Annotated in this window: 23 protein-coding genes; 8 read left to right on the top strand and 15 right to left on the bottom strand. The window is 70.3% G+C overall.

Annotated features, from left to right (window positions below):
- Positions 1-279: 279 nt before the first annotated feature.
- The 12 genes from ACR2FV_RS15860 to ACR2FV_RS15915 all read right to left on the bottom strand — a co-directional run bounded on the left by ACR2FV_RS15860 (position 280) and on the right by ACR2FV_RS15915 (position 10,022).
- A complete protein-coding gene (locus ACR2FV_RS15860; RefSeq protein WP_434016670.1) occupies positions 280-1,107 on the bottom strand; it encodes an alpha/beta fold hydrolase in 828 nt (275 codons plus the stop codon).
- 85 nt (positions 1,108-1,192) lie between these two features.
- On the bottom strand, positions 1,193-1,621 hold the full coding sequence (locus tag ACR2FV_RS15865) for a pyridoxamine 5'-phosphate oxidase family protein (RefSeq protein WP_434016671.1): 429 nt from the start codon (positions 1,619-1,621) through the stop codon (positions 1,193-1,195).
- A 98-nt stretch (positions 1,622-1,719) separates the two neighbouring features.
- Positions 1,720-1,911 carry a PspC domain-containing protein gene (locus ACR2FV_RS15870; RefSeq protein WP_434016672.1) on the bottom strand — a complete coding sequence of 64 codons (192 nt, stop codon included), beginning with the start codon at positions 1,909-1,911 and terminating at the stop codon, positions 1,720-1,722.
- Positions 1,912-1,921: 10 nt separating this feature from the next.
- Positions 1,922-2,104, bottom strand: a complete 183-nt coding sequence (locus tag ACR2FV_RS15875; protein WP_434016673.1) for a GNAT family N-acetyltransferase — start codon at positions 2,102-2,104, stop codon at positions 1,922-1,924.
- A 234-nt stretch (positions 2,105-2,338) separates the two neighbouring features.
- On the bottom strand, positions 2,339-3,055 hold the full coding sequence (locus ACR2FV_RS15880) for a YczE/YyaS/YitT family protein (protein WP_434016674.1): 717 nt from the start codon (positions 3,053-3,055) through the stop codon (positions 2,339-2,341).
- A gap of 90 nt (positions 3,056-3,145) precedes the next feature.
- Positions 3,146-3,505, bottom strand: coding sequence for a DUF202 domain-containing protein (locus ACR2FV_RS15885; RefSeq protein ID WP_434016675.1), 360 nt, complete (start codon positions 3,503-3,505; stop codon positions 3,146-3,148).
- Positions 3,505-3,897: a YidH family protein gene (locus tag ACR2FV_RS15890; protein WP_434016676.1), complete on the bottom strand. Its 393-nt coding sequence runs from the start codon at positions 3,895-3,897 to the stop codon at positions 3,505-3,507. Before ACR2FV_RS15890 ends, ACR2FV_RS15885 begins: the two co-directional genes overlap by 1 nt.
- 14 nt (positions 3,898-3,911) lie before the next feature.
- Positions 3,912-5,333, bottom strand: a complete 1,422-nt coding sequence (gene xylB, locus ACR2FV_RS15895; protein ID WP_434016677.1) for a xylulokinase — start codon at positions 5,331-5,333, stop codon at positions 3,912-3,914.
- Between the two features lie 16 nt (positions 5,334-5,349).
- Positions 5,350-6,840, bottom strand: coding sequence for a mannitol dehydrogenase family protein (locus ACR2FV_RS15900; RefSeq protein WP_434016678.1), 1,491 nt, complete (start codon positions 6,838-6,840; stop codon positions 5,350-5,352).
- Positions 6,837-7,736 (bottom strand): carbohydrate ABC transporter permease, encoded by a 900-nt coding sequence (locus ACR2FV_RS15905; protein WP_434016679.1) that lies wholly within the window; start codon positions 7,734-7,736, stop codon positions 6,837-6,839. Before ACR2FV_RS15905 ends, ACR2FV_RS15900 begins: the two co-directional genes overlap by 4 nt.
- A complete protein-coding gene (locus ACR2FV_RS15910) occupies positions 7,733-8,677 on the bottom strand; it encodes a carbohydrate ABC transporter permease (protein WP_434016680.1) in 945 nt (314 codons plus the stop codon). Before ACR2FV_RS15910 ends, ACR2FV_RS15905 begins: the two co-directional genes overlap by 4 nt.
- 4 nt (positions 8,678-8,681) lie before the next feature.
- Positions 8,682-10,022, bottom strand: a complete 1,341-nt coding sequence (locus ACR2FV_RS15915) for an ABC transporter substrate-binding protein (RefSeq protein WP_434016681.1) — start codon at positions 10,020-10,022, stop codon at positions 8,682-8,684.
- A gap of 186 nt (positions 10,023-10,208) precedes the next feature.
- On the opposite strand from ACR2FV_RS15915, the gene ACR2FV_RS15920 reads away from it, so the two are divergent.
- The 3 genes from ACR2FV_RS15920 to ACR2FV_RS15930 all read left to right on the top strand — a co-directional run bounded on the left by ACR2FV_RS15920 (position 10,209) and on the right by ACR2FV_RS15930 (position 13,037).
- On the top strand, positions 10,209-11,171 hold the full coding sequence (locus ACR2FV_RS15920; RefSeq protein WP_434016682.1) for a sugar-binding transcriptional regulator: 963 nt from the start codon (positions 10,209-10,211) through the stop codon (positions 11,169-11,171).
- Positions 11,172-11,256: 85 nt separating this feature from the next.
- Positions 11,257-11,406 (top strand): hypothetical protein, encoded by a 150-nt coding sequence (locus ACR2FV_RS15925; RefSeq protein WP_434016683.1) that lies wholly within the window; start codon positions 11,257-11,259, stop codon positions 11,404-11,406.
- 194 nt (positions 11,407-11,600) lie between these two features.
- Positions 11,601-13,037 (top strand): DEAD/DEAH box helicase, encoded by a 1,437-nt coding sequence (locus ACR2FV_RS15930; RefSeq protein WP_434016684.1) that lies wholly within the window; start codon positions 11,601-11,603, stop codon positions 13,035-13,037.
- A gap of 91 nt (positions 13,038-13,128) precedes the next feature.
- Here the strand turns inward: ACR2FV_RS15930 and ACR2FV_RS15935 are convergent, their stop codons facing one another.
- Both ACR2FV_RS15935 and ACR2FV_RS15940 read right to left on the bottom strand, forming a co-directional pair.
- Positions 13,129-13,638 carry a mycothiol transferase gene (locus ACR2FV_RS15935; RefSeq protein ID WP_434016685.1) on the bottom strand — a complete coding sequence of 170 codons (510 nt, stop codon included), beginning with the start codon at positions 13,636-13,638 and terminating at the stop codon, positions 13,129-13,131.
- Position 13,639: 1 nt separating this feature from the next.
- The gene (locus tag ACR2FV_RS15940; protein WP_434016686.1) at positions 13,640-14,650 is read right to left on the bottom strand and encodes an aldo/keto reductase family protein; all 1,011 of its coding nucleotides are present in this window, start codon (positions 14,648-14,650) and stop codon (positions 13,640-13,642) included.
- A gap of 122 nt (positions 14,651-14,772) precedes the next feature.
- Here ACR2FV_RS15940 and ACR2FV_RS15945 point away from each other — a divergent pair, with 122 nt between their 5' ends.
- Genes ACR2FV_RS15945 through ACR2FV_RS15955 form a run of 3 tightly spaced genes read left to right on the top strand, consistent with a single transcriptional unit; the run spans position 14,773 to position 18,019 of the window.
- Positions 14,773-15,918: an acyl-CoA dehydrogenase gene (locus tag ACR2FV_RS15945; RefSeq protein WP_434016687.1), complete on the top strand. Its 1,146-nt coding sequence runs from the start codon at positions 14,773-14,775 to the stop codon at positions 15,916-15,918.
- Positions 15,915-17,276 carry a bifunctional PIG-L family deacetylase/class I SAM-dependent methyltransferase gene (locus ACR2FV_RS15950; protein WP_434016688.1) on the top strand — a complete coding sequence of 454 codons (1,362 nt, stop codon included), beginning with the start codon at positions 15,915-15,917 and terminating at the stop codon, positions 17,274-17,276. The genes ACR2FV_RS15945 and ACR2FV_RS15950 overlap by 4 nt, the downstream gene beginning before the upstream one ends.
- Positions 17,273-18,019 (top strand): glycosyltransferase, encoded by a 747-nt coding sequence (locus tag ACR2FV_RS15955; RefSeq protein WP_434016689.1) that lies wholly within the window; start codon positions 17,273-17,275, stop codon positions 18,017-18,019. Before ACR2FV_RS15950 ends, ACR2FV_RS15955 begins: the two co-directional genes overlap by 4 nt.
- Here ACR2FV_RS15955 and ACR2FV_RS15960 read toward each other — a convergent pair whose 3' ends face one another.
- Positions 18,020-18,721, bottom strand: a complete 702-nt coding sequence (locus ACR2FV_RS15960; protein WP_434016690.1) for a LuxR C-terminal-related transcriptional regulator — start codon at positions 18,719-18,721, stop codon at positions 18,020-18,022.
- 173 nt (positions 18,722-18,894) lie between these two features.
- On the opposite strand from ACR2FV_RS15960, the gene ACR2FV_RS15965 reads away from it, so the two are divergent.
- Positions 18,895-19,743: a glycosyltransferase family 2 protein gene (locus ACR2FV_RS15965; protein ID WP_434016691.1), complete on the top strand. Its 849-nt coding sequence runs from the start codon at positions 18,895-18,897 to the stop codon at positions 19,741-19,743.
- 70 nt (positions 19,744-19,813) lie between these two features.
- Complete coding sequence (gene moeB, locus ACR2FV_RS15970; RefSeq protein ID WP_434016692.1) at positions 19,814-20,986, top strand: molybdopterin-synthase adenylyltransferase MoeB; 1,173 nt, start codon at positions 19,814-19,816, stop codon at positions 20,984-20,986.
- Positions 20,987-21,020: the final 34 nt, after the last annotated feature.

The raw sequence follows: 21,020 nt of genomic DNA on the forward strand, positions 1-21,020 counted from the left end.
CCGCCCTCACCCTCCTCACCGATCAGCCAAACCCTGGTCACCCCGCGAACAACGAGGTCATCTCGATACCCACCAACCTAGAACACACGTCTGACATACCCGCCCCGTCAGACCGTGCCCTGTGGACTACAGGACGAGCAGGCACGGGGTGTGGACGACAGGCGGGTTCGCGTGTGGTGAGCCGAGCCGACCTTCACCCCCGCGACAAGGTCGGGTCAGGCAGATCGTGCCCGGAGACACATCTTCAGCAGGTCGCTGCGGCTCAGGTTCGGGGCCTGGTCATGCGGTCAACGTCTCAGAGCCCTTCACGCGGTCGATGATCTCGCCGGCGACCTCGTCGGCACACGTCTCGAGCAACCAATGCCCCGCCGGCAGCTCCACGAACCGGTAGTCCGCCGACACATAGTGCGCCGTCCGCTCCGCAGCGACCCTGCCGAGAGCCACGTCCTGGTTGCCCCACAGGTATGTCGTCGGCACTCTGCTGCGGCCCACCCGGGTGCGAGTGAGGGGGAGAGCGCGATACCAACCCAGCGGACCGGTCAGCGAGCCCGGGTCGGCGAAGCGCTCGGCATACCGTTCGGCCGCCTCACGCGGCATGCCCGTGCTGCGGTAGAAGCCGTGCATCCGGGCGGACAGGTAGCGCTCGGGCAGTACAGGGAGCTGGAATGCCGCCATGTAGCCGCTCATCAGGGCCTGCCGGCTGCGCAGGAGCGACCAGGTCATCGCCGCGGGGTGCGGGGTGGACAACACCGTGGCAGAGGCGATGCGGTCGGTATGCCGTGCCGCCAGATGCCAGGCCACCGCACCGCCCCAGTCGTGCCCGACGACATGCGCGCGCTCCAGTCCGGCGGCGTCCAGCAGGGCCACGACGTCGAGGCTCAGCTCGCTCAAGCGGTAGGCGCGGCGGCTTCGCGGTCGGGCAGTGTCGGCATACCCCCGCTGATCCGGCGCGAGGGTGCGCAGGCCCGCGTCGGCCAGTCTGCGGCTGATCGGCCCCCAGGACCAGGAGTCCTGTGGGAAGCCGTGCAGCAGCACCACGGCCGCCCCGGCGCGCGGCCCCACGTCGACGACGGGGAAGGTCAGGGCACCACGCGGGTAGGAGTCCATGCGCCCAGTGTGCCCGTAGCGCTTGCCAGGCCGGGCCGGTCAACCCCTCCGGTAGAGCGGTGTCAGCCCTTCAATAGGGGTGATGTCAGCCGCGGCTCGGACGCAAATGGTAGCGGCGGCCGGTGACCTCGTTGACCTCGATCGCAACCACGGCGGGCTTCTCGTCAGGCACCCAGGTGCGGATGGGCAGCTCGAGGGCCTCGCGGGCGGCCGCTCCGTCGAGCTGCACGGCACGGCCACGGGCAACGACGCTCCAGGCGCTGTTGTCGCCGACATGGTCGATCTCGAAGGCCACATCGTGGTGCATGGCCACGCCGAGGAGCTTGCTGCCCTGGGCGGTGCGGAAGAGCAACCGCGACCTGTCGGGCTCGGCGAGGTAGTTGATCGGCACGAGATGCACTTCGTCGATCAGATGGTAGGCCAGCCGCCCGAAGTGCCGGGCCGCCAGCAGCTCCCAGCACTCCAGGTCGGTCAGCAGGGTCCGGGTGTCCTCGGACCAGGTGTCGTCGGTCATCGTGCCTCCTTCGCTCGGACCCACCGTATGCCGAGCGCCGGCGCCCGGATCAGGGCCGAAGGTCCCGACCCAGTCGTCGGGAGCGGCGACCTGGGTGCCTAGACCGAGTCCTTGGGCATGATGATCCACAGCACGATGTAGGCCACGAACTGGGGACCGGGCAGGATGCAGGACAGCACGGTAAGGACGCGGACCATGGTCGCGCTCATGCCGAAGCGGCGAGCCAGGCCGGCGCACACCCCCGCGATGACCTTGCCGTGCCGGGGTCGGGACAGAGTTGTCAGTGCCATGCACGCGACGTTACGCCCTCGGGGGCCAGTCCGCCTCCAGGATCGCCATGAGCTCGGTGTCGACCCACTCCTCGTCGAAGCGCAGCGCCTGACGCCTGGTGCCCTCGTGCGCGAATCCGACCTTGTCGTGGACCCGTTGCGCCCTGGGGTTGGAGGAGTAGACCTCCAGCTCGATGCGATGCAGACCGAGCACACGGAAGCCGTGGTCGACGATCAGCCGGGCCGCCTCGTCCCCAGTCCTTGCCGCGTCCCGCCGGGCCGATCAAGGTGCGGAAGCTGCAGGTGCGGTTGCCCGGATCCCAGTCGTTGAGCACCACCTCGCCGACGACATCGTCGGTGGCGCGGTCGACCACGGCCAGGTCGAGCCGGTCGCGTTGCTGGGCCCGGGTGGAGTACCACGGGTGCAGCTGGAGCAGGGGTCGATCGCTCACGAGCCCGAGGGTATGTCGTCCGCCCGCTCGTCGTCCTCTCGTTTGCCGGCCGCCGGCACGGTCACGGCGACGGTGCACCACGGCAGCATGAGCTGCGCCAAGGGGCCGATGGCCACGGCATACAGCACAGTGCCGAGCCCGACCGCGCCGCCGAGCAGCCACCCGGCGGTGACCACGGTGACCTCCAGCACCGTGCGGACGAGGCGGATCGAGCGTCCGCTGACCCGGGACAGCCCGGTCATCAGGCCGTCCCGCGGGCCCGGGCCGAGCTGCGAGCCGATGTAGAGCGCGGTGGCGAAGCCGTTGAGCACGATCCCCACCACGAGCAACGGCACCTGGAGCAGGAGCCCGTCCGCGGGACCCACCAGCCACAGGGTGAGGTCGGCGGAGATGCCCACCCCGAAGGCGTTGGCGACCGTGCCCAGCCCCGGCCGCTGCCGCAGCGGGATCCAAACCAGCAGCACCAGCAGCGACACGATGATCGTCATCGTCCCGAACGACGTCGGCAGGTGCTGGATGAGGCCGGTGTGCAGCACGTCCCAGGGGATCACCCCGAGCCCGGCGCGGATCACCAGGGCCATCGACGCGCCGTAGAGGAACAGTCCGGTGACCAGCTGGGCCAACCGGCGGGGGAGGTGTCCGGCCCGTAGCTGCTCGAGCGGTCCGAGGTTGGCCAGCTGCCGGCGCTGGGCACGGAGGTGGGGCGAGGTCACACCGTCAGTGTGACGGACGCCCAGCCATCGATCTGTGAGGGAGATTGCGCGCTCAGCCATCGGTTTGCGAGGGAGTCTGCGCTGCACGGATCAGTCCGCGATGGCGACGAAGGCCAGCCCGCAGGCTCCGAGCACGAGGGTCAGCAACGCCAACATGAGCATGGGGGTCGGGTCGACCGCCAGTCGCTCGGCGTGGATACCCTGCACCCCACGCAGGGTGCGGTGCCGCTGCGAGACGGAGATGCCGAGAGCCGCGGCCATCGTCAGCATCGGCAAAGCCAGCATCGCCAGGCCGTAGAACGGCAACCAGCGCAAGAAGACCGCGCTGACCACCACACATGCCATACAGGTCCGTGACCAGGACAAGGTGGTGCGCTCCGGCTGGAGCCCCGAGTCGAGGTGGGCCGCCGTACCGTGCTGCGGCTGACCAGGGATCCGAGCAGGGGGCATCAGCCGGCGAGGATCACGTAGATGAGCACGACCGCGCCGACCGCACCGCCGACGCCCAGCACCGGCGCAATGAGGGGCAGTGGCAGGGACCGCTGGTTGCGCAGCGCCCGCTCGACCCCGATCCAGCGGACGAAGGAACCGCCCGTGACGAACATGCCCAGGATCAACAGCAGCACCGCCACACTCTTGCGGGCCGGCCCCTCCAGGATCGCGAAGGCCTCCACCGCGATCCCCGCGGCCTGCAGGGCCAGGCCGGTCCGCACCCAGGCCAGGAAGGTCCGCTCGTTGGCCAGGGTGAACCGCGGGTCGGGGTCGGTGCCGTCCGGGAAGACCCGCCGGGCAAGCCGGCTTCGGTCCTCCCCGGGGGAGCCCTGCGCCGGCGACGTCCTCATGGCGCTTACGCTACTCAGCCGGTGCGGTGGACGGTCTGCCGCAGTTCGGCATACCGCTGCACCATCTCCTCGTTCTGCGGTCCGGACGGGTCGGGTATGCCGTCCGCGCCGGTCTGCGCCGTCAGCGCCGGTGACCATTCGGGCGGCTCCGGCTCCCCGCTGAGGGCCCAGGCGGCCTGTCGGGCCGCGCCGATCCCGACATACTCAGCGGGCGCCGGCACCGAGACCGGCACGCCGAACAGGCTGCCCGCCACCTGCTGCACCGCCGTGGAGGCCGAGGCTCCGCCGATCAACAGGACCCGGTCTACCTCGGCGCCCTGACCACGCAGCGCCTCCACCCCGTCACGCAGGTTGAGCAGCATGCCCTCGACGGCTGCCCGGGCGATGTTCTCCGGAGTGGCGTTGCTCCGGGTCAGCCCACTCAGGGTGCCGGTGGCGTGCGGCAAATCCGGGGTCCGCTCACCGTCGAGGTAGGGCAGCAGGCTCAGCCCGCCGGCCCCCGGCTCGGCAGCGAGGGCCAGCCGGTCCAGCTCGGACAGGTCGACACCGAGCATCGAGACGGCCGCGGTGAGCACCCGGGCGGCGTTGAGGGTGCACATGAGCGGGAGGAACTGACCCGTTGCGTCGGCGAAGCCGGCCACCGCCCCGGTGGGGTCGGTGGGGCAGGTCTGGGAGACGGTGAAGACCGTCCCGGAGGTGCCGAGCGAGACCACGACGTCACCGGGCTGCAGACCGAGCCCGAGCCCGGCGCCCATGTTGTCCCCCGTGCCCGCCGCGACGATCATGCCGTTCGCCACCGTCCCGGCGGTCTCCGCGGGCTCCAGCACCCGGGGCACTTCGAAGACGCGGCCGAGCGCCAGCTCCATCAGGTCGTCGCGGTAGCGGCCCTCGCGTGCGGACCAGTAGCCGGTCCCCGAGGCGTCACCCCGGTCGGTGGACCACCCGTCGAACCCGCCGCGCTCGCGCAGCAGCCGTCCGGTGATCCAGTCGTGCGGCAGCACCACGGTCTGCGTGCGTTCTGCGGACTCCGGCTCGTGCTCGGCCAGCCAGCGCACCTTGCTCACCGTGAACGCCGCGACCGGGACGCTGCCGACCTGCTCGGCCCAGGTCTGCGCCCCGCCGAGCTCCCGGACGAGGTCACCGGCGGCGTCGGCAGAGCGGGTGTCGTTCCACAGCAGCGCGTCGCAGACCACCTCGTCGTGCTCATCGAGGGCGACCATGCCGTGCTGCTGCCCACCGATGGCGATCGCCTCGACGTCCTCGAGCAGCCCGTCCGAGGTCGCCGTGACCAACGCCTCCCACCAGCGTTCAGGATCGACCGAGGTGCCGTCCGGGTGGGCCGCTCGGCTCTCGCGCACGATCTGCCCGGTGGCGGCGTCGCAGACCACGATCTTGCAGGACTGGGTCGAGCTGTCGACCCCTGCTACCAGACTCAAACGGAATCCTCTCGCGTCACCCACCGACCAGGTGCTCCAGGGTCTCGCGAGCTCCGCGGGTGTGCAAGGAGCGGAGTGAGGCTCGGTATGCCGAGGCGAACCGTGGATCGTCCGCCAGGTCGCCGAAGAGGTCCTCGTCGCGTAAGAAGCCCAGCCCGGGGCCGTTGCCGTTCTGTCGGTTCTTGGCGGCGGCGGCGCTCACCCGGTCCTTGAGCCGGTCCACGACCTCGATGGGCTCACCTTGCTCGTCGGTGCCCTCGGCATACCGGGCCCAGGCGGCGACCACGAGAGCGGAGCGCTGGATCTGGCCCTCGTGCTCGAGGTTGTGCCGCACCACGGGCAGCAGCCACTTGGGTATGCGGTCGCTGCTCTCGGCGCACAACCGGGCCAGGGTGTCGCGGACCTCCGGGTTGGCGAACCGCTCGATCAGGGTGGTGCGGTAGTCGGCCAGATCCGTGTCCGGGACGTGCGGCAGGGTCGGGGTGGCCTCGTGCTCCATGTAGCCCAGCAGGAAGTCCACGAAGAGCGGATCCTGGGCGACGTCGTGCGCATAGCGGTAGCCCGCCAGGTAGCCCAGGTAGCACAACGACTGATGCCCGGCGTTGAGCAGTCGCAGCTTCATCAGCTCGAACGGCTCGACGTCGTCGACGACCTGCACGCCGACCTTCTCGAGCTGCGGTCGTCCGTCAGCGAACCGGTCCTCGAGCACCCACTGGGTGAACGGCTCACACACCACCGGCCAGGCGTCCTCGATGCCGGTGTCCTTGGTGAGCTGCTCGATGTCCTCCGGACTGGTGACCGGGGTGATCCGGTCGACCATGGAGTTGGGGAACGGGACGTGCTCCTCCATCCAGTCGGCCAGCTCGGGGTCCTTGAGCCGGGCGAACGCGGTGATCATCTTGTGCGCCACCTCGCCGTTGCCGGGCAGGTTGTCGCAGGACATCACCGTGAAGGGTGGGGTCCCGGCCTCTCGTCGCGCGGTCAGAGCCGCCACGATGAAGCCGAAGGCCGTGCGGGGCACGGCGCCGTCCTCGAGGTCGTGCTGGATGGAGTCATCGCTCGCGTCGAACTCACCGGTCGTCTGGTTGACCAGGTAGCCACCCTCGGTGATGGTCAGCGACACGATGCGCGTGGCCGGGTCGGTCATCGCGTCGAGCACGGCCTGCGGCTCGTCGGGGGCCAGCAACATCTGGATGATCGAGCCGAGCACCCGGGCCTCCCGCCGACCGTCGGGGTGCTTGACGACCAGCGTGTAGAGCCCGTCCTGGGCCGTGAGGGTGTCGACGATCTTCTTGTCGTGCGGCAGCACGCCGACACCACAGATGCCCCAGTCCAGGGCCTCGCCCTGCGACATCAGCTGGTCGAGATACATCGCCTGGTGCGCCCGGTGGAAGCCACCGACACCGAAGTGGACGATGCCACGGCTGACCTGGTCCCGGGTGTAGCTCGGGACCGTGACCGAGTCGTCGAGATCCCCGACCGTGCCGGCGCCGAGCGCCGGGCTCACTTGACCGCGCCCATGGACAGACCCTGCACCAGCTTGTCCTGGGCTGCGAAGCCGGCGATCAGCACCGGGAGGGAGATGACCACTGAGGCCGCGCAGACCTGGGCCAGGAACAGGCCCTGACTGGTCACGAACCCGGTCAGGAACACCAGTGCCGTGCCCGCCACCGTGCTGGTCAGCACCCGGGCGAGCAGCAGCTCGTTCCAGCTGAAGATGAAGCAGATCAACCCCACCGCGGCGATGCCGGGCGCCACGACCGGTGCGACGACGGACACCAGGGTGCGCATCAAGCCGGCCCCGTCCACCTGGGCGGCCTCGAGCATCTCCACCGGTACCTCAGCCAGGAACGACTGCAGCATCCACACCGCGATCGGCATGTTCATCGCCGTGTAGAGCAGGACCAACGTGAAGATGTTGTCCAGCATGTTGAACTTCAGCGCGATCAGGTAGAGCGGCAGGATCGCCGCCACGATCGGGAGCATCTTGGTGGAGAGGAAGAAGAACATCACGTCCGTCCACTTGTCCACCCGCTTGATGGACAGCGCGTAGGCCGCGGGGAAGGCCAGCAGGATCACGAGCACGGTGGACACCAGGCTGGCCGTGGCGGAGTTGATCATGGGCGGCCACGGCCCGGCGTTGAGGAAGCTGCGGTAGCCGTCCAGGACCAGCGGGGCGAAGAAGCTGGGAGTCCGGGTCGCCGCGTCCGTCTCGGCGTGGAACGAGGTCAGCACCATCCACAGCACCGGGGTCACGAAGATCAGACCGATCACCCACGCCGCGATGCCGAGCCAGAGCCCGCCGCGACTCTTGGGCTTGGGGTTCAGCTTGCGCGGAGCGCCGGCCCGTGCGGTCTCCCCCTCCTCGGCAGCAACGGTGACGTCCTTGTCGGTGGTGCTCATCGGTGCTCCTCCTGAAAGAGGCTGAAAGCGACCTTCAAGGCGAAGGTCGCGATGATGATGGTGCCGATCACGGTGACCACGCCGGCGGCCGACGCCTCTCCGTAGTTCTGGGCGACGAGCAGCTTCTGGTAAATGTGAAACGGCAGGTTGGAGGTACCCAATGCCCCGGCGGTGAGGGTGAAGACGTGGTCGAAGGTCTGCACCACGTAGATGGCCCCGAGCAGTCCGGCCAACTCGAGGTACTGCCGCAGGTGGGGAAGCGTCATGTTAGTGAAGATCTGCCAGGCGTTGGCTCCGTCGATGCGGGCCGCCTCCACGACGTCCATGGGACGCGACTGCAAGCCGGCCAGCAGGATGAGCATCATGAACGGCGTCCACTGCCAGATCAGGGAGACCTCGATGGCGATCAGCGGATTCTGGCTGATCCAGTCCCGGGTGGGTGCGTTGTCGCCGAAGACCATCCGCAGCAACCCGTTGAACAGACCGTAGTCCGGGTTGTAGAGCGCGTGCTTCCACACCAGCGCTGCTGCCACCGGGACCACCAGGAACGGCGCGATCATCATGGTGCGCACGATGCCCCTCCCCCAGAATTCACGGTCCAGCAATAGCGCAATGCTCAGACCGAGGAGCAGGGACACCAGCACCACGGTCACGGTCAGGATGATGGTGACGAAGACCGCGCTGCGAGCGGTGGGGTCGGTGAAGACATCCACGTAGTTGTCGAATCCGGCGAACCCGCGATCGTCGGGACGGAAGGCGACCCAGTCCGTGAACGAGAGCACCAAGGTGGTGGCGAACGGAATCTGCGTCAGGACGATGACGAAGATCAGCGCGGGCATCAGGGGGGCGCGTCGCGCCCACTTCGCGGACCGGCTCATCCCGGTGGAGGGCTGCTTGGTCTTGCCCTCCACCGCGGGAGCCTCGCTCTGCTGGGTGGTCATTTCTCTACTCCTTGTACGTCAAGGCCACGCCTTCGGCCAGCCGCTGCCCGTTGGACAGGGCCTCCTCGACGCTCATCTGGCCGGCGATCACCGAGCTGATGTCCTCACTGATCCGGGTGCCCATGCTCGGGAACTCAGGGATGCCCACGAACTGGATGCCCGGTGCGGGCCGGGGCTGCACCCCCGGGCTCTTGGGGTCGGCCGCCTCGACGGCTGCCTGCGTCGGCTCGGCGAAGGCGCCCGCGATCTCCAGATACTCCTGGTTCTCGTACGTCGACGCGCGCTTCCCGGCGGGGACCTTGGCCCAGCCGAGCTCGTTACCGACGAGCTCCTCGTACTCCTGGCTGGAGGCCCAGGAGATGAACTCCCAGGCAGCGTCCTTGTTCTGGCTGGCCTCCTCGATGCCCCACGCCCAGGTGTACAGCCAGCCCGAGGCGTCGGTCTCCTTGACCGGTGCCGCGGCATACCCGATCTTGCCCTTGACCGGCGAGCCGTCGCCCTCCAGGGACCCGGCGGCGGAGGTGGCGTCGTACCACATCGCCGAGGAGCCCTGCGTCAGGTTGTTGAGGCACTCGGTGAAGCCCGACTGAGCGGCACCGTTCTGTCCGTACTCCTTGACCAGGTCGGTGTAGAACGTCGTCGCCTCGGTGAACTCCGGCGCGTCGACCTTCGCCTCCCAGTCCTCGGTGAAGTAGGTGCCGCCGAAGGTGTTGACCACGGTGGTCATCGGGGCCAGCACCTGACCCCAGCCGGCCAGGCCACGCAGGCAGATGCCGGACATCCCGGGCTCGACCCCGTCCAGCTGCTCGGCGAAGCCTGCGATCTCGTCCCACGTCGGGTTCTCCGGCATCTCCAAGCCCTCCTGCTCGAAGATGTCCTTGCGATACATCGTGAAGGAGGACTCTCCGTAGAAGGGCTCGCCGTAGACGGAGCCCTCGTAGGACAGCGACTCGGCCATCGGCCCGAGGATGTCGTCCTGGTTGAAGTCCTCGTCCCCGGCGATGTAGTCGTCCAGCGGGGCGACCCAGCCGTTCTGCGCGTAGATCGGGATCTCGAAGTTGCTCAGCGAGGCCACGTCATACTGTCCGGCCTGGCTGGAGAACTCCTGACTGATCTGGGCGCGCACGTCGTTCTCCGGCAGGGTGGTGAAGTTGACCTTGATGCCGGTCTCCTTCGTGAAGAACTCCGGCGTCAGCTTCTCCAGATCCACCATCTGCGGGTTGTTGACCTGCAGCACGTTGACCGTGCCGCCGCCTCCCGAGCCGCCACCTTCGCCGCCGCCGCCGCCACCCCCTCCCCCTGCTCCGGAACAGGCGGCCAGAGCCAGCCCGGACGTGACGGTCATGGCCAGGGTGACACATCGGCGTTGGCGCATCGGTCTACTTCCTCGTAGATGGAATCAGCTCAGCGTGCTCATCTGAGCACTTACTTGCGCATCTGAGTAAACTAGTTGAAAGATGGTCTGTCAATGGGCGTCGACGTACTCTGTCGGCAACCGTGACCAAAGCGTGATCTGCAACGGTGCTGGTGCGTGACGACGGAAGGCGACGACGTGGGAGGCATGGGGCCGACTGAGCTCGTGCAGGCCGCCAGGGTGGCCCGGCACCACTACCTGGCCGGCGAGTCCAAGGTGGAGATCGCCGAACGCCTGGGCATCAGCCGCTTCAAGGTTGCCAGGCTGTTGGACGCCGCGTACGAGGCGGGGTTGGTCCGCATCGAGATCGCCCCCGTGGACGGTCTGGACCTCGACCTGTCCGCCCGGGTCCAGGACGGCCTGGAGCTGTCCCGGTGCGCGGTGCTCGCCGCCGGACCATCGGCCGCCGCGGAGATCAACGCCGCCCTGGGTCGCACCGCTGCTCGACTCCTGTCCGAGATCCTGGGCCCGGAGGACGTCCTGGGCCTACCGTGGTCCCGCTCGGTGTTGGCGATGACCGCTCATCTGCAGGATCTGCCGCCCGTGCGGGTGGTCCAGCTCACCGGGGCGATGGAGCTGAGCGGGTATGACGCCAGTGCCGTCGACATCGTGCGAGCCGCGGCGCGGGCGTGCGGCGGCTCTGCATCGATCTTCCACGCGCCGTTCGTGGTGGATGACCCGCGGACCGCAGAAAGTCTGCGCCGGCAGACCTCCGTCGCCCAGGGTCTGGCGCTCGCCGACGAGGTCACCCACGCCGTCGTCGGCATCGGGCAGTGGGGCCCGGGCCTGTCCACCCAGTATGACGTCGCGAGCCTCGCGGATCGCGCCGAGGCGAGCGCCGCGGGAGTCGTGGGGGAGAGCGCCGGGGTCTACTTCAACTCTCGTGGGGACCCGCTCACGGTCGCGCTGTCCGAACGACTGATCACGATCTCCTGGGCGCAGCTGCGGGCCATCCCCCAGGTCGTGGCCATTGCCTTCGGCTCGGCCAAGGCGCAGGCCGTGCGCGCCGCGGTCACGGGTGGCCTGGTCAACAGTCTGGTACTCGACGCGGACCTCGCGGCGGCGCTGCTGGCCGACTGAGGGCACCCGACCCTGCGGCATGTCCCGTCCCGACAGGTGCCTGGATTAGGGTCGGACGATCACATCCCGATCTTGAGAGGCACCCATGCTCCGCAATCTCGTCCGCATCGCCCCGGTCGCAATGGCCGGCTTCAAGTGGTGGCAGAAGCGCAAGGCCGACAAGGCCAACCGGACCGGTCAGCCCGGTCAGGCCAGCCCGCACGGCCAGAGCGGCACCGACACCTCGACCCGGTGAGACGAGTGGGACCGGGTATGCCGTAGGCTAGATCCAGCAGCCCGCCTCGTCTTGCCGCGGGCCGCTGTCACGACATGGGTCTCCCGCGCAAGGGAAGCCGCACCGTAAGAGCCGCGTCAGCACCGGAACGACCCGGATGTGCAGCGTGCCGGGCGAGACATCCCACGCATCGAAGCCATCTGGAGAACATCCCTGTGCCCACGCACTCCTTCGCCGACCTCGGCGTGCCCGCCCACCTAACCGCCCCGTTGCACGAGCGCGGCATCACCACCCCCACCCCCATCCAGGCAGCGACCCTGCCCGACTCGCTCGCCGGTCGTGACGTCCTCGGCCGCGGACGCACCGGCTCGGGCAAGACCTACGCCTTCCTGCTCCCCCTGGTCGCCCGGCTCGTCGCCTCCTCCTCCCGGCGCACCCCCAAGCGACCGCGCGCCCTCATCCTGGCCCCCACGAGGGAGCTGACCGGCCAGATCGCCGAGAGCCTGGAGCCGCTGGCGCGGACGGCGGGACTGCGCAGCACCACCGTCTTCGGCGGTGTCGGCAAGGGCCCGCAGATCCGTGCGCTCAGCGCCGGTGTCGACGTGCTCATCGCCTGCCCCGGGCGCCTGGAGGACCTGGCGAGCACCGGCGACCTGCGGCTCGACGCGGTCGAGATCACCGTGCTCGACGAGGCCGACCACATGGCTGACCTCGGGTTCCTGCCCGGGGTGAAGCGGATCCTGGACCGCACCCCCCGGGACGGGCAGCGGATGCTGTTCTCGGCGACCCTCGACGGCGGGGTCGACGTCATCGTCAAGAAGTACCTGACCCGCCCCGTGCTGCACAGCGCGGACTCGGCGCAGTCACCCGTGTCCAGCATGGAGCACCACGTGCTGCACGTCGCGGGCACCGATCGGATCGACGTGCTGACCGACCTCGTGGCCGTCCCCGGACGCGCCCTGGTCTTCACCCGCACCAAGCACGGTGCCAAGAAGCTCGCCAAGCAGCTCAACGGCCGTGGGGTCCCCTCGGTGGAGCTGCACGGCAACCTCGCGCAGAACGCCCGAACCCGTAACCTCGAGGCTTTCCACTCCGGAGCGGCGGAGACCCTGGTCGCCACCGACATCGCCGCGCGCGGCATCCACGTCGACGACATAGGCCTGGTCATCCACGCCGACCCTCCTGTCGAGCACAAGGCCTACCTGCACCGCTCCGGGCGCACCGCGCGCGCCGGTGCCTCCGGTCGGGTCGTCACCCTGATGACCGACGAGCAGGTGCGTGACGTGCGGGCGCTGACCAAGGCCGCTGGCGTGCAACCCACGACCACACGGGTCCGGGTCGGTCACCCGCTGCTCACCGAGATCGCCCCACGACCGGCGGGTTTTGTCGCTCCGAAGGCACCGGTGACCCCTCCGGTCCAGCCGGGCGCCGGCTCGCCCGCCGGTGGCGGCCATGGCCGGCGAGGCGGACAGGGCGGGGGCCAGGCCCGTCGCAATGGACAGGGCGGTGGCCAGGCCCGTCGCAACGGACAAAGCGGTGGGCAGGGGCGTCCCGGCGGCTCCGGACGCGGTCCGGCGCAGGGCGGTGCGCCGCGGCAGGGCGGCCCGCGCCGCTCCGCGCGGGCGCGGCCGCAGGGCTCGTCCAGCCGTTAGCAGGCAGGGGAGCTTAGCCACCAGTGACCGTTGTGCGCGCCGGCGCGGCCTGCGCAGGCCCCAGTGGCGCGCACAACGGTCAGCAGATCGGTCAGTCGGCGCGGTCGATGAGTCCGCGAAGGTAGGCCGCCTGGCCGGCGTGCTGGGCGCAGTCGTCCAGCACGCTGACCAGCCGGACCCCGACCGTGATCGGTGGGTCGTCGTCAGCGTCGATCACCCGGTCCAGGTCATCTTCGGACAGCGTCTGCAGGTAGGCGACGGTGCGCTTGTGGACCGCGTCGAGGTAGCCCAGCAGCAGGTCAGGCGAGGCGCGCACCGAAGCCACGTCCGCGCTGCTCTGGCCGTAGCCCATGGCCTCGGCGGCGAACGGCAGGTCGAAGTGGTCCTGCCAGCCCGCCGCACGCCATACCTGCTCCTGACCGGCCAGCGGCGCGACCTGCGCATCCTGCGCCCGGGCCAGGTGCCAGACCAGCCAGGCGATCGAGTTGGCGTCGGCGTCGGGCCGGTGGGCGAGCTCCTGCTCGGACAAACCCGACACCGCCGAGCTCGCCACCTCGGGGACCCGGGAGAAGCTCTCGATGAGAAGTTCGGCCGGAGTCACCTCAGGCCATCCGCTGCTTCGGCGCGGTCTCGGCGGTCTTGCCGGCGTCCTTCTCCACGACGTCGCCGAGCACCTCATCGATGCGTGACACAACGTCCGACTCGAGCCGGACCCCGGCGGCCTTGACGTTCTCGGCGACCTGCTCGGGCCGGGAGGCGCCGACCAGGGCAGCCGCGACGTTGTCGTTCTGCAGCACCCAGGCCACGGCCAGCTGGGCCATGCTCAGCCCGGCCTCCTCGGCCACCGGCTTGAGGTCCTGCACCCGGGCCAGCACCTGGTCGTTCATGAAGCGCTTGATCATGTCGGCGCCGCCCTTCTCGTCGGCGGCCCGCGATCCCTCCGGCGGGGCCTGGCCGGGGGCGTACTTGCCGGACAGCACCCCCTGGGCCATCGGGCTCCAGACGATCTGGGAGACGCCCAGCTCGCTCGACGTCGGCACCACCTCGTCCTCGATGACCCGCCACAGCATGGAGTACTGCGGCTGGTTGGAGATCAGCTGGAAGCCCAGCTCGGTGGCCAGGGTCACCCCGTCGCGGATCTGCTCGGCGGTCCACTCGCTGACCCCGATGTAGAGCGCCTTGCCGGACCGGACGACGTCGGCGAAGGCCTGCATCGTCTCCTCCAGTGGCGTCTCGGTGTCGTAGCGGTGCGCTTGGTAGAGGTCGACGTAGTCGGTCTGCAGCCGCTCCAGAGAGCCGTCGATCGACTCCATGATGTGCTTGCGGGACAGCCCGGTGTCGTTCTTGGCGCCGGGGCCGGTGGGGAAGTAGACCTTGGTGAAGATCTCCAGGTCCGCGCGACGCTCGCCCTTCAGGGCCTCGCCGAGCACCGACTCCGCAACCGTGTTGGCGTAGACGTCGGCCGTGTCGAAGGTGGAGATGCCCTCGTCCAGGGCTGCCCGCACACACTGGGTCGCCACGTCGTTCTCGACCTGGGAGCCATGGGTCAGCCAGTTGCCGTAGGTGATCTCGGAGATCTTGAGTCCGCTGTTGCCGAGGTATCGAAAGTCCATGGCTCCACCGTATGCCGCGTGGCCCGGCCCGCTACCCGGACCCCTGGTCCGGTTCGGCCCCCGGAGGTGGACCACCCCTGCAGGGGTGGCGGGCGGGAGCGGGACTACTTACCGTTCATCAGGTGAGCACTCTCGCGAACGCCTCGTCCGATCAGGTGATCACCAACGGGATCGGCACGTCGGCGCCGCTACTGGATCCGCACGGCTCGTCCCGGATCGACGGTGTGGCGACGTGCCTGGCCCGGGAGGTGCAGCAGCTGGTGGCCGCCGGCGGGACCGACGAACGCATCGGCGCCGCGGTGGAGCTGGCCCGTCGATGGAGCACCGAGCTGCCCCGGCCCGGGCTGGGCGCGACCCGGAAGCTGTGGCAGGCCCAGGCGGCGGCGGCAGTCGTCGACCTGAGCGTCGCTCGGGTGCTCGAGCCCCACCTGGATGCCTTGGCCATCCTCGATCAGGCCCGCGACCAGGGACACCAGATCCCTGCCGGCGGCCAGCGGCATACCTGGGGGGTGTATGCGGCTGAGGGGCCGGGCACGCGGGTGGAGGCGCAGGAGCGCAGCGACGGAGGCTGGCGACTCACCGGGCGCAAGCCCTGGTGCTCCCTGGCCTCCCGCCTGGACCGGGCTCTGGTCACCGCCTGGTGCGGCGACGGGCAGGAGCGGGGACTGTTCGCCCTCGACCTGCGCGCCCCGGGTGTGACCGTGCACGAGCAGGGGTGGGTGGCCCACGGGCTTGCCGGAGTGACCAGCGGACCGATCGACCTCGAGGGGGTGCCGGCGAGCGCGGTGGGGCCACCGGGATGGTATCTCACCCGCCCGGGCTTCGCATGGGGTGGCATGGGTGTCGCGGCGTGCTGGTGGGGAGGTGCCGCCGGCCTGGTCCGCCGGATGCACCACCAAGCCGGCACCCGCGAGCTGGACCAGGTGGCAGCGATGCATCTGGGCGCGGCGGACGCCGCGCTCCATGCCGCCGGGGCCACCCTCGCCCTGGCCGCCGATGCGGTCGACCGAGGCACCGCGGAGGGACAAGGCGGCGCTGCCTTGGCGCTCCGGGTCCGCCGGGCGGTGCGCGTCGCCGCCGAGGAGGTGCTGGAGCGGGCCGGTCACACGTTGGGACCCGCCCCGCAGGTCAGTGAGACAGAACATGCGGCGCGACTGGCCGACCTGCAGCTCTACCTGCGTCAGGAGCACGCCGAGCGCGACGAGGCGGCGCTGGGCCGGCTCCTTCGGGCCGAGCCGCCCCCGCCCTCGACCTGGGGGGTGCAGTGAGCGCGCCGGGGCGGACCGTCGCCACGCCTGCCTTCGACCATCGCGAGGACGGGACCCCCGAGAAGATGTGGCGGGCGTTGCCGGAGTGGTCCCGGCTCCCGGTGCTCGGACTTCCGGCGCACATCCGGCGCCTGGTCGTGGTCTCGGCGCACCCGGACGACGAGACGCTCGCCGCGGCTGGGCTGCTGTGCCTGGCCGCCGCCGCGGGGCTGGACATCGATCTCGTCGTGGCCACCGACGGTGCCGCCTCGCACCCCCTTTCCAGCACTCACCGCCCGCAGGACCTGGCCAGGATCCGCGCCCGGGAGGTGCGGGAGGCCCTGGAGATGTTGGCGCCCGAGGCGGGACTGCACCTGTTGGAGCGACCGGACGGGAACCTCGGCAGCCATGTGGACCCTGTCGTGGAGCGGGTCGTCGAGCTGATCGGCACCGACGGCGAGCACACCCTGCTGGTCTCGACCTGGGAGGGCGATCGGCACCCGGACCATGTGGCCGCCGCACGGGTCGCCTCGGCCAGCGCCTGGCGCACCGACGCGACCCTGTGGCAGGCACCGATCTGGGCGTGGTCCTGGGGCGGGCCGCTGGACCTGCCCTGGGACAGTGCGGTGCTGGTCGAGCTGCCCGTGGCGGTCCATCGCGCCAAGCTGGCCGCCATCGCGCATCACCTGTCCCAGGTCAGCGACCTCTCGGACCGGCCCGGTGACGAGGCCCTGTTGGGCCCGGCCTTCCTGGAGCACTTCTCCCGCGAGGTCGAGTTCTACGTGCGCTGCGACCCGCAGGAGGTGACCCCCTTCGACGGTCTGTATGCGGTGGACGACGATCCGTGGCAGGTCCGGTCGTCGTGGTATGAGGAGCGCAAGCGAGCGTTGACCGTCGCGGCCCTGCCGGATCGCACCTACCCCCGAGCCATCGAGGTCGGCTGCTCGCTGGGGGCGCTGAGCGCCGAGCTCGCGCCGCGGTGCGATGCTCTGCTGGCCGTCGACGAGAGTGCCGTGGTGGTCTCCCGTGCTCGCGAGGCCCTGGCCGAGCATCCACACGTCGATGTCGCGCGGTTGCAGCTGCCCGAGCAGTGGCCCCCGGGCTGGTTCGACCTGGTGGTCATCTCCGAGACCGGCTACTTCCTCAGCCCCGCCCGGCTCACGAGGCTGGCGGACCGGGTCCGGGCCGGACTCAGCGATCACGGGGTCGTGCTGGCCTGCCACTGGCGGCACGACGTGCGCGGCTGGCCGCTGACCGGGCCGGCGGTGCACGAACGGCTCGAGGAGGTGCTCGGGCTGCACCGGCTCGTGCAACACCACGAGCCGGACTTCGACATCGTCGTGTGGACGGCGCAGGGTCGGACGGATCCTGGCACGTGATCGCTCCGATCGAGCAGGTCCTCGTGGTCGTGCCCGCCCGCGACGAGCAGGAGCTCATCGGGGGGTGCCTGGACTCGATCTCCGACGCCGCCGCACGACTCGCGGCCTCCCCACGGCCGTGCCTGTGCCTCGTCGTGGTGGTGCTGGACGGCTGCACCGACCGCACGGCCGAGGTGGTGGCAACCCGGCCCTGGGCGCAGGCCGTCGCAGTGGACCTGGGCCGGGTCGGCGCGGTGCGCCGGCGGGGGGTGGACACCGGGCTCTCGCTGCTGCCCTCGTCGCCGACCGGGCCGGCCTCGGGTGCTGGAGCCGAGCGGGTCTGGCTGGCCCACACCGACGCCGACTCCCGGGTGCCGCCGGAGTGGCTCACCCGCCAGCTGACCGTGGCGGACACCGGCGTCGATCTCGTCCTGGGCTCGGTCGAGCCCGATCCTGGCGACCTCACCCAGCGCCTGCAGGAACGGTGGCACGCCGAGCACGGGCTCCGCGAGGGGCACCTGGCGGTGCACGGGGCCAACCTCGGCGTGCGGGGATCCGCATACGAGCGGGCGGGTGGTTTCGCGAGCCTGGCCGTGCACGAGGACGTCGACCTGGCCTCCCGGGTGCGGCGAACGGGCGGGCGGTGCCTCAGCACCGACCTGACCAGGGTGCGGACCTCAGGGCGGGCGAGCAGTCGGGTCGTCGGCGGCTTCGCCGACTATCTGGACGCCCTGGCCCGGGCCGAGCTGGAGCCGGGTGCCTGATCAGCGCAGGGTGCGGCTGCGCCGTGGCGCCATCCCGTGGTCCATGCCCCACAGTACGGCCCGGGTGCGACTGTCCACGCCCATCTTGCGGTAGGCGCTGCGGATGTAGGACTTCACCGAGTTGATGCTCAGATAGCTGCGCGCGGCGATCTGCTGGTTGGACAGCCCCTGGGTGATGAGCGTGACGATCTCGGACTCGCGGACCGTCAGCCCGTCACGCTTGCCGGGCCAGTCCCGGTTGGCGACCCAGAGCTCGTCGCGCTCGCCAGGCCGCGGACCGGTGGCGTCCTCCGGCATCGGTCCCACGTCGACCACGACCTCCCCGTCGTGGATGCGCTCCAGGGCCGCGACCAGCTCATCCGCGCTGAGCGTCTTGGACAGGTATCCGCTGACTCCCTTGTCCAACGCGGTCCGGATGAGCCGTTCGTGAGTGTTCCAGGTGTAGACGACGACCCGGCCGGACAGCGGACCGGCCAGCACCCGGTCGATCTCGTCAGCGTCGACCTGGGGCTGGGAGAAGGTGTCGTAGAGGGTGAGGTCGACCGGCCGGCCCACCGGGGCGCCGACGTTGAGCTCGGCCACCTGGATCCGGTCGGCGTGCGGCGCCAGCATCTGCTCCAGCCCCTCGACGACGACTTGGTAGTCGTTGGACAGCGCTACCGTCACCACTGTGGTGGTGGACAGCTGCTTGGTCGGCGGCACCTACCGAGTGTGTCACAATCGGGGCAGGGTATGTTCTGCTGGCAGAATGGGCGGGTCAACGGTCACCTTACGGTGTAAGGATTTCACCCCTGCGGATGTGGGCAGTGCGCCACGCGCTGACTATTGTCGGTCTTGTGGCACACAAGTGCCCACCTCTGCCGAAAGGTCACACCGTGTCTGCGCGCACCGCCGTCCTGACGACCACCCACCGTCAGCACGCCCACCTGATGGGCCAGGTGGACGGCCTCGGCGTGAGCACTCGCGCTCCGGATCTGCACGTGGTCGTCGCGATGGACGACGTGGAGGTCGCCCGGCGACGACTGCCGATCACCACCGATCGCTGGCCCACGCTCGTCCCCACGCTGCGGGGCACCTCGCGGGGCCTGCCCCGGGCTGCCGCGCGCAACCTGGCGGCGCAGACCGCTATCGAGCATGGTGCCGACGTCCTGGTGTTCCTGGATGCCGACTGCATTCCTGGCCCGCGGATGCTGCAGACGTATGCCGCGGCAGCTCACCACGCGGACGTCCCCGCACCGGCACTGTGGAGCGGGGAGGTGCAGCACCTCGGCCCCGCGCCGACCGTGGGATATCCGGTCACCGATCTCTCCTCGGTGGCCACGGTCGACGGTGGGCGAACTCCGTTGCGCGCCGGTGAGGTGCGCCCCGACCCCCGCTTCGAAGGCAGCTGGTCACGGTCCTTCGCGATCAGCACCCAGGACTGGTTGACCACCGGCGGCTTCTGCGAGGACTACGTCGGCTGTGGGGCCGAGGACCTCGACTTCGGTCAGCTCGTCCGGCAGGCGGGCGGCAGCCTCACCCGGCTGGGCGGGGCCACCACCTACCGACAGCACCAGACAAACCAGGACTCACCGCCGCCCGCCGTCGACGCCATCGTGCGCAACGCGGGGATCTTCTACGACCGGTGGGGGTGGTGGCCCATGCCGGCCATGCTCGAGGACTTCCGCCGCCAGGGCCTGGCCGGTCAGGAAACGGACACCGGCCGCTGGCGGGTCGCGGCCTGAGTCCCGCCGCAGCGTCCCCTGAAGGAGGACCAGGTCGAGATTGTCGACGCGCGCGCGCCATGATGGATCGGTGACGTTCCTGCCGCCGCTGGTCGACCTCGGGCCCGAGCTGTCCCGGCAACAGATCGAGCGCTACTCCCGGCACCTCCTGGTGCCGGGGATCGGCATGTCGGGTCAGCGGCGACTGGCGGGCGCACGGGTGTGCGTGGTCGGTGCCGGTGGGCTCGGGTGTCCGGCGATGATCTACCTCGCCGCCGCAGGAGTCGGCCGGATCACGGTCATCGATCACGATGTGGTCGACCTGTCGAACCTGCAACGTCAGGTGCTGCACCGGACCGCCGACGTGGGCGTCCCGAAGGTGACCAGCGCCGCGCGGGCCCTGCGCGAGCTGAACCCGCTGATCCAGGTGGACCCCCGGCATACCGAGGTCAGCGCCGAGACCGTGCGTGACCTGCTGCGCGAGCACGACGTGGTCATCGACGGCACCGACAACTTCGCCACCCGCTACCTGGTCGCCGACGCCGGCGCCGAGCTCGGCATCCCTGTCGTGTGGGCCGCGGTCCTGCGCTACGACGCCCAGGTCGCCACCTTCGTCCCCGCGCCGTGGGTGCCCGCGCAGGAGGCGGTTTCGCTGCGCGACCTGTTCCCGACCACCCCGCCGCCGGAGGCCGTGCCGTCCTGCGCGGACGCGGGCGTGCTCGGCGCGATGGTCGGCCAGGTCGGCTCGATCATGGCGACCGAGGCGGTCAAGCTGATCACCGGGGTCGGTGAGCCGCTGGTCGGGCGGGTGCTGCTGATCGACGTGGCCGCGATGCGGATGCGCGAGATCCCGCTGCGACCCAATCCCTCGCGGGGGATGGCCACCGTCACTCGGCAGGGCGAGGCGGTGCCGGGGCAGCCGAGTGACCCATTGCCGGAGGCGGTTGCCACGGTGCGCCCCACCGAGCTCGCTGGTCGGTTGGACCAGGTGCGGGTGCTCGACGTCCGCGAGCCCGAGGAGCACGCCCTGGGCACCGTGCCCGGAGCGCTGCGGGTGCCGCTGACCAGCGTGTTGACCTGGACCGAGGCCGACATGGCGGCAGAGCTGGGTGCCGATCCGGTCGTCGTCACGTGCAAGGTCGGGCCCCGGGCCCAGCGGGCCGCGCAGCACCTCATCGAGCTGGGTCACCCCGAGGTGCGGGTGCTCGCCGGGGGCATGCTCGGCTGGATCGACGAGGTGGACGGCAGCCTGGTGCGCTACTGACCCGCCGGCGGGCAGGGTTGGACCGTCGCTGTCT

The sequence above is a fragment of the Ornithinimicrobium sp. genome (assembly GCF_051004135.1).
Taxonomy (GTDB): Bacteria; Actinomycetota; Actinomycetes; order Actinomycetales; family Dermatophilaceae; genus Ornithinicoccus.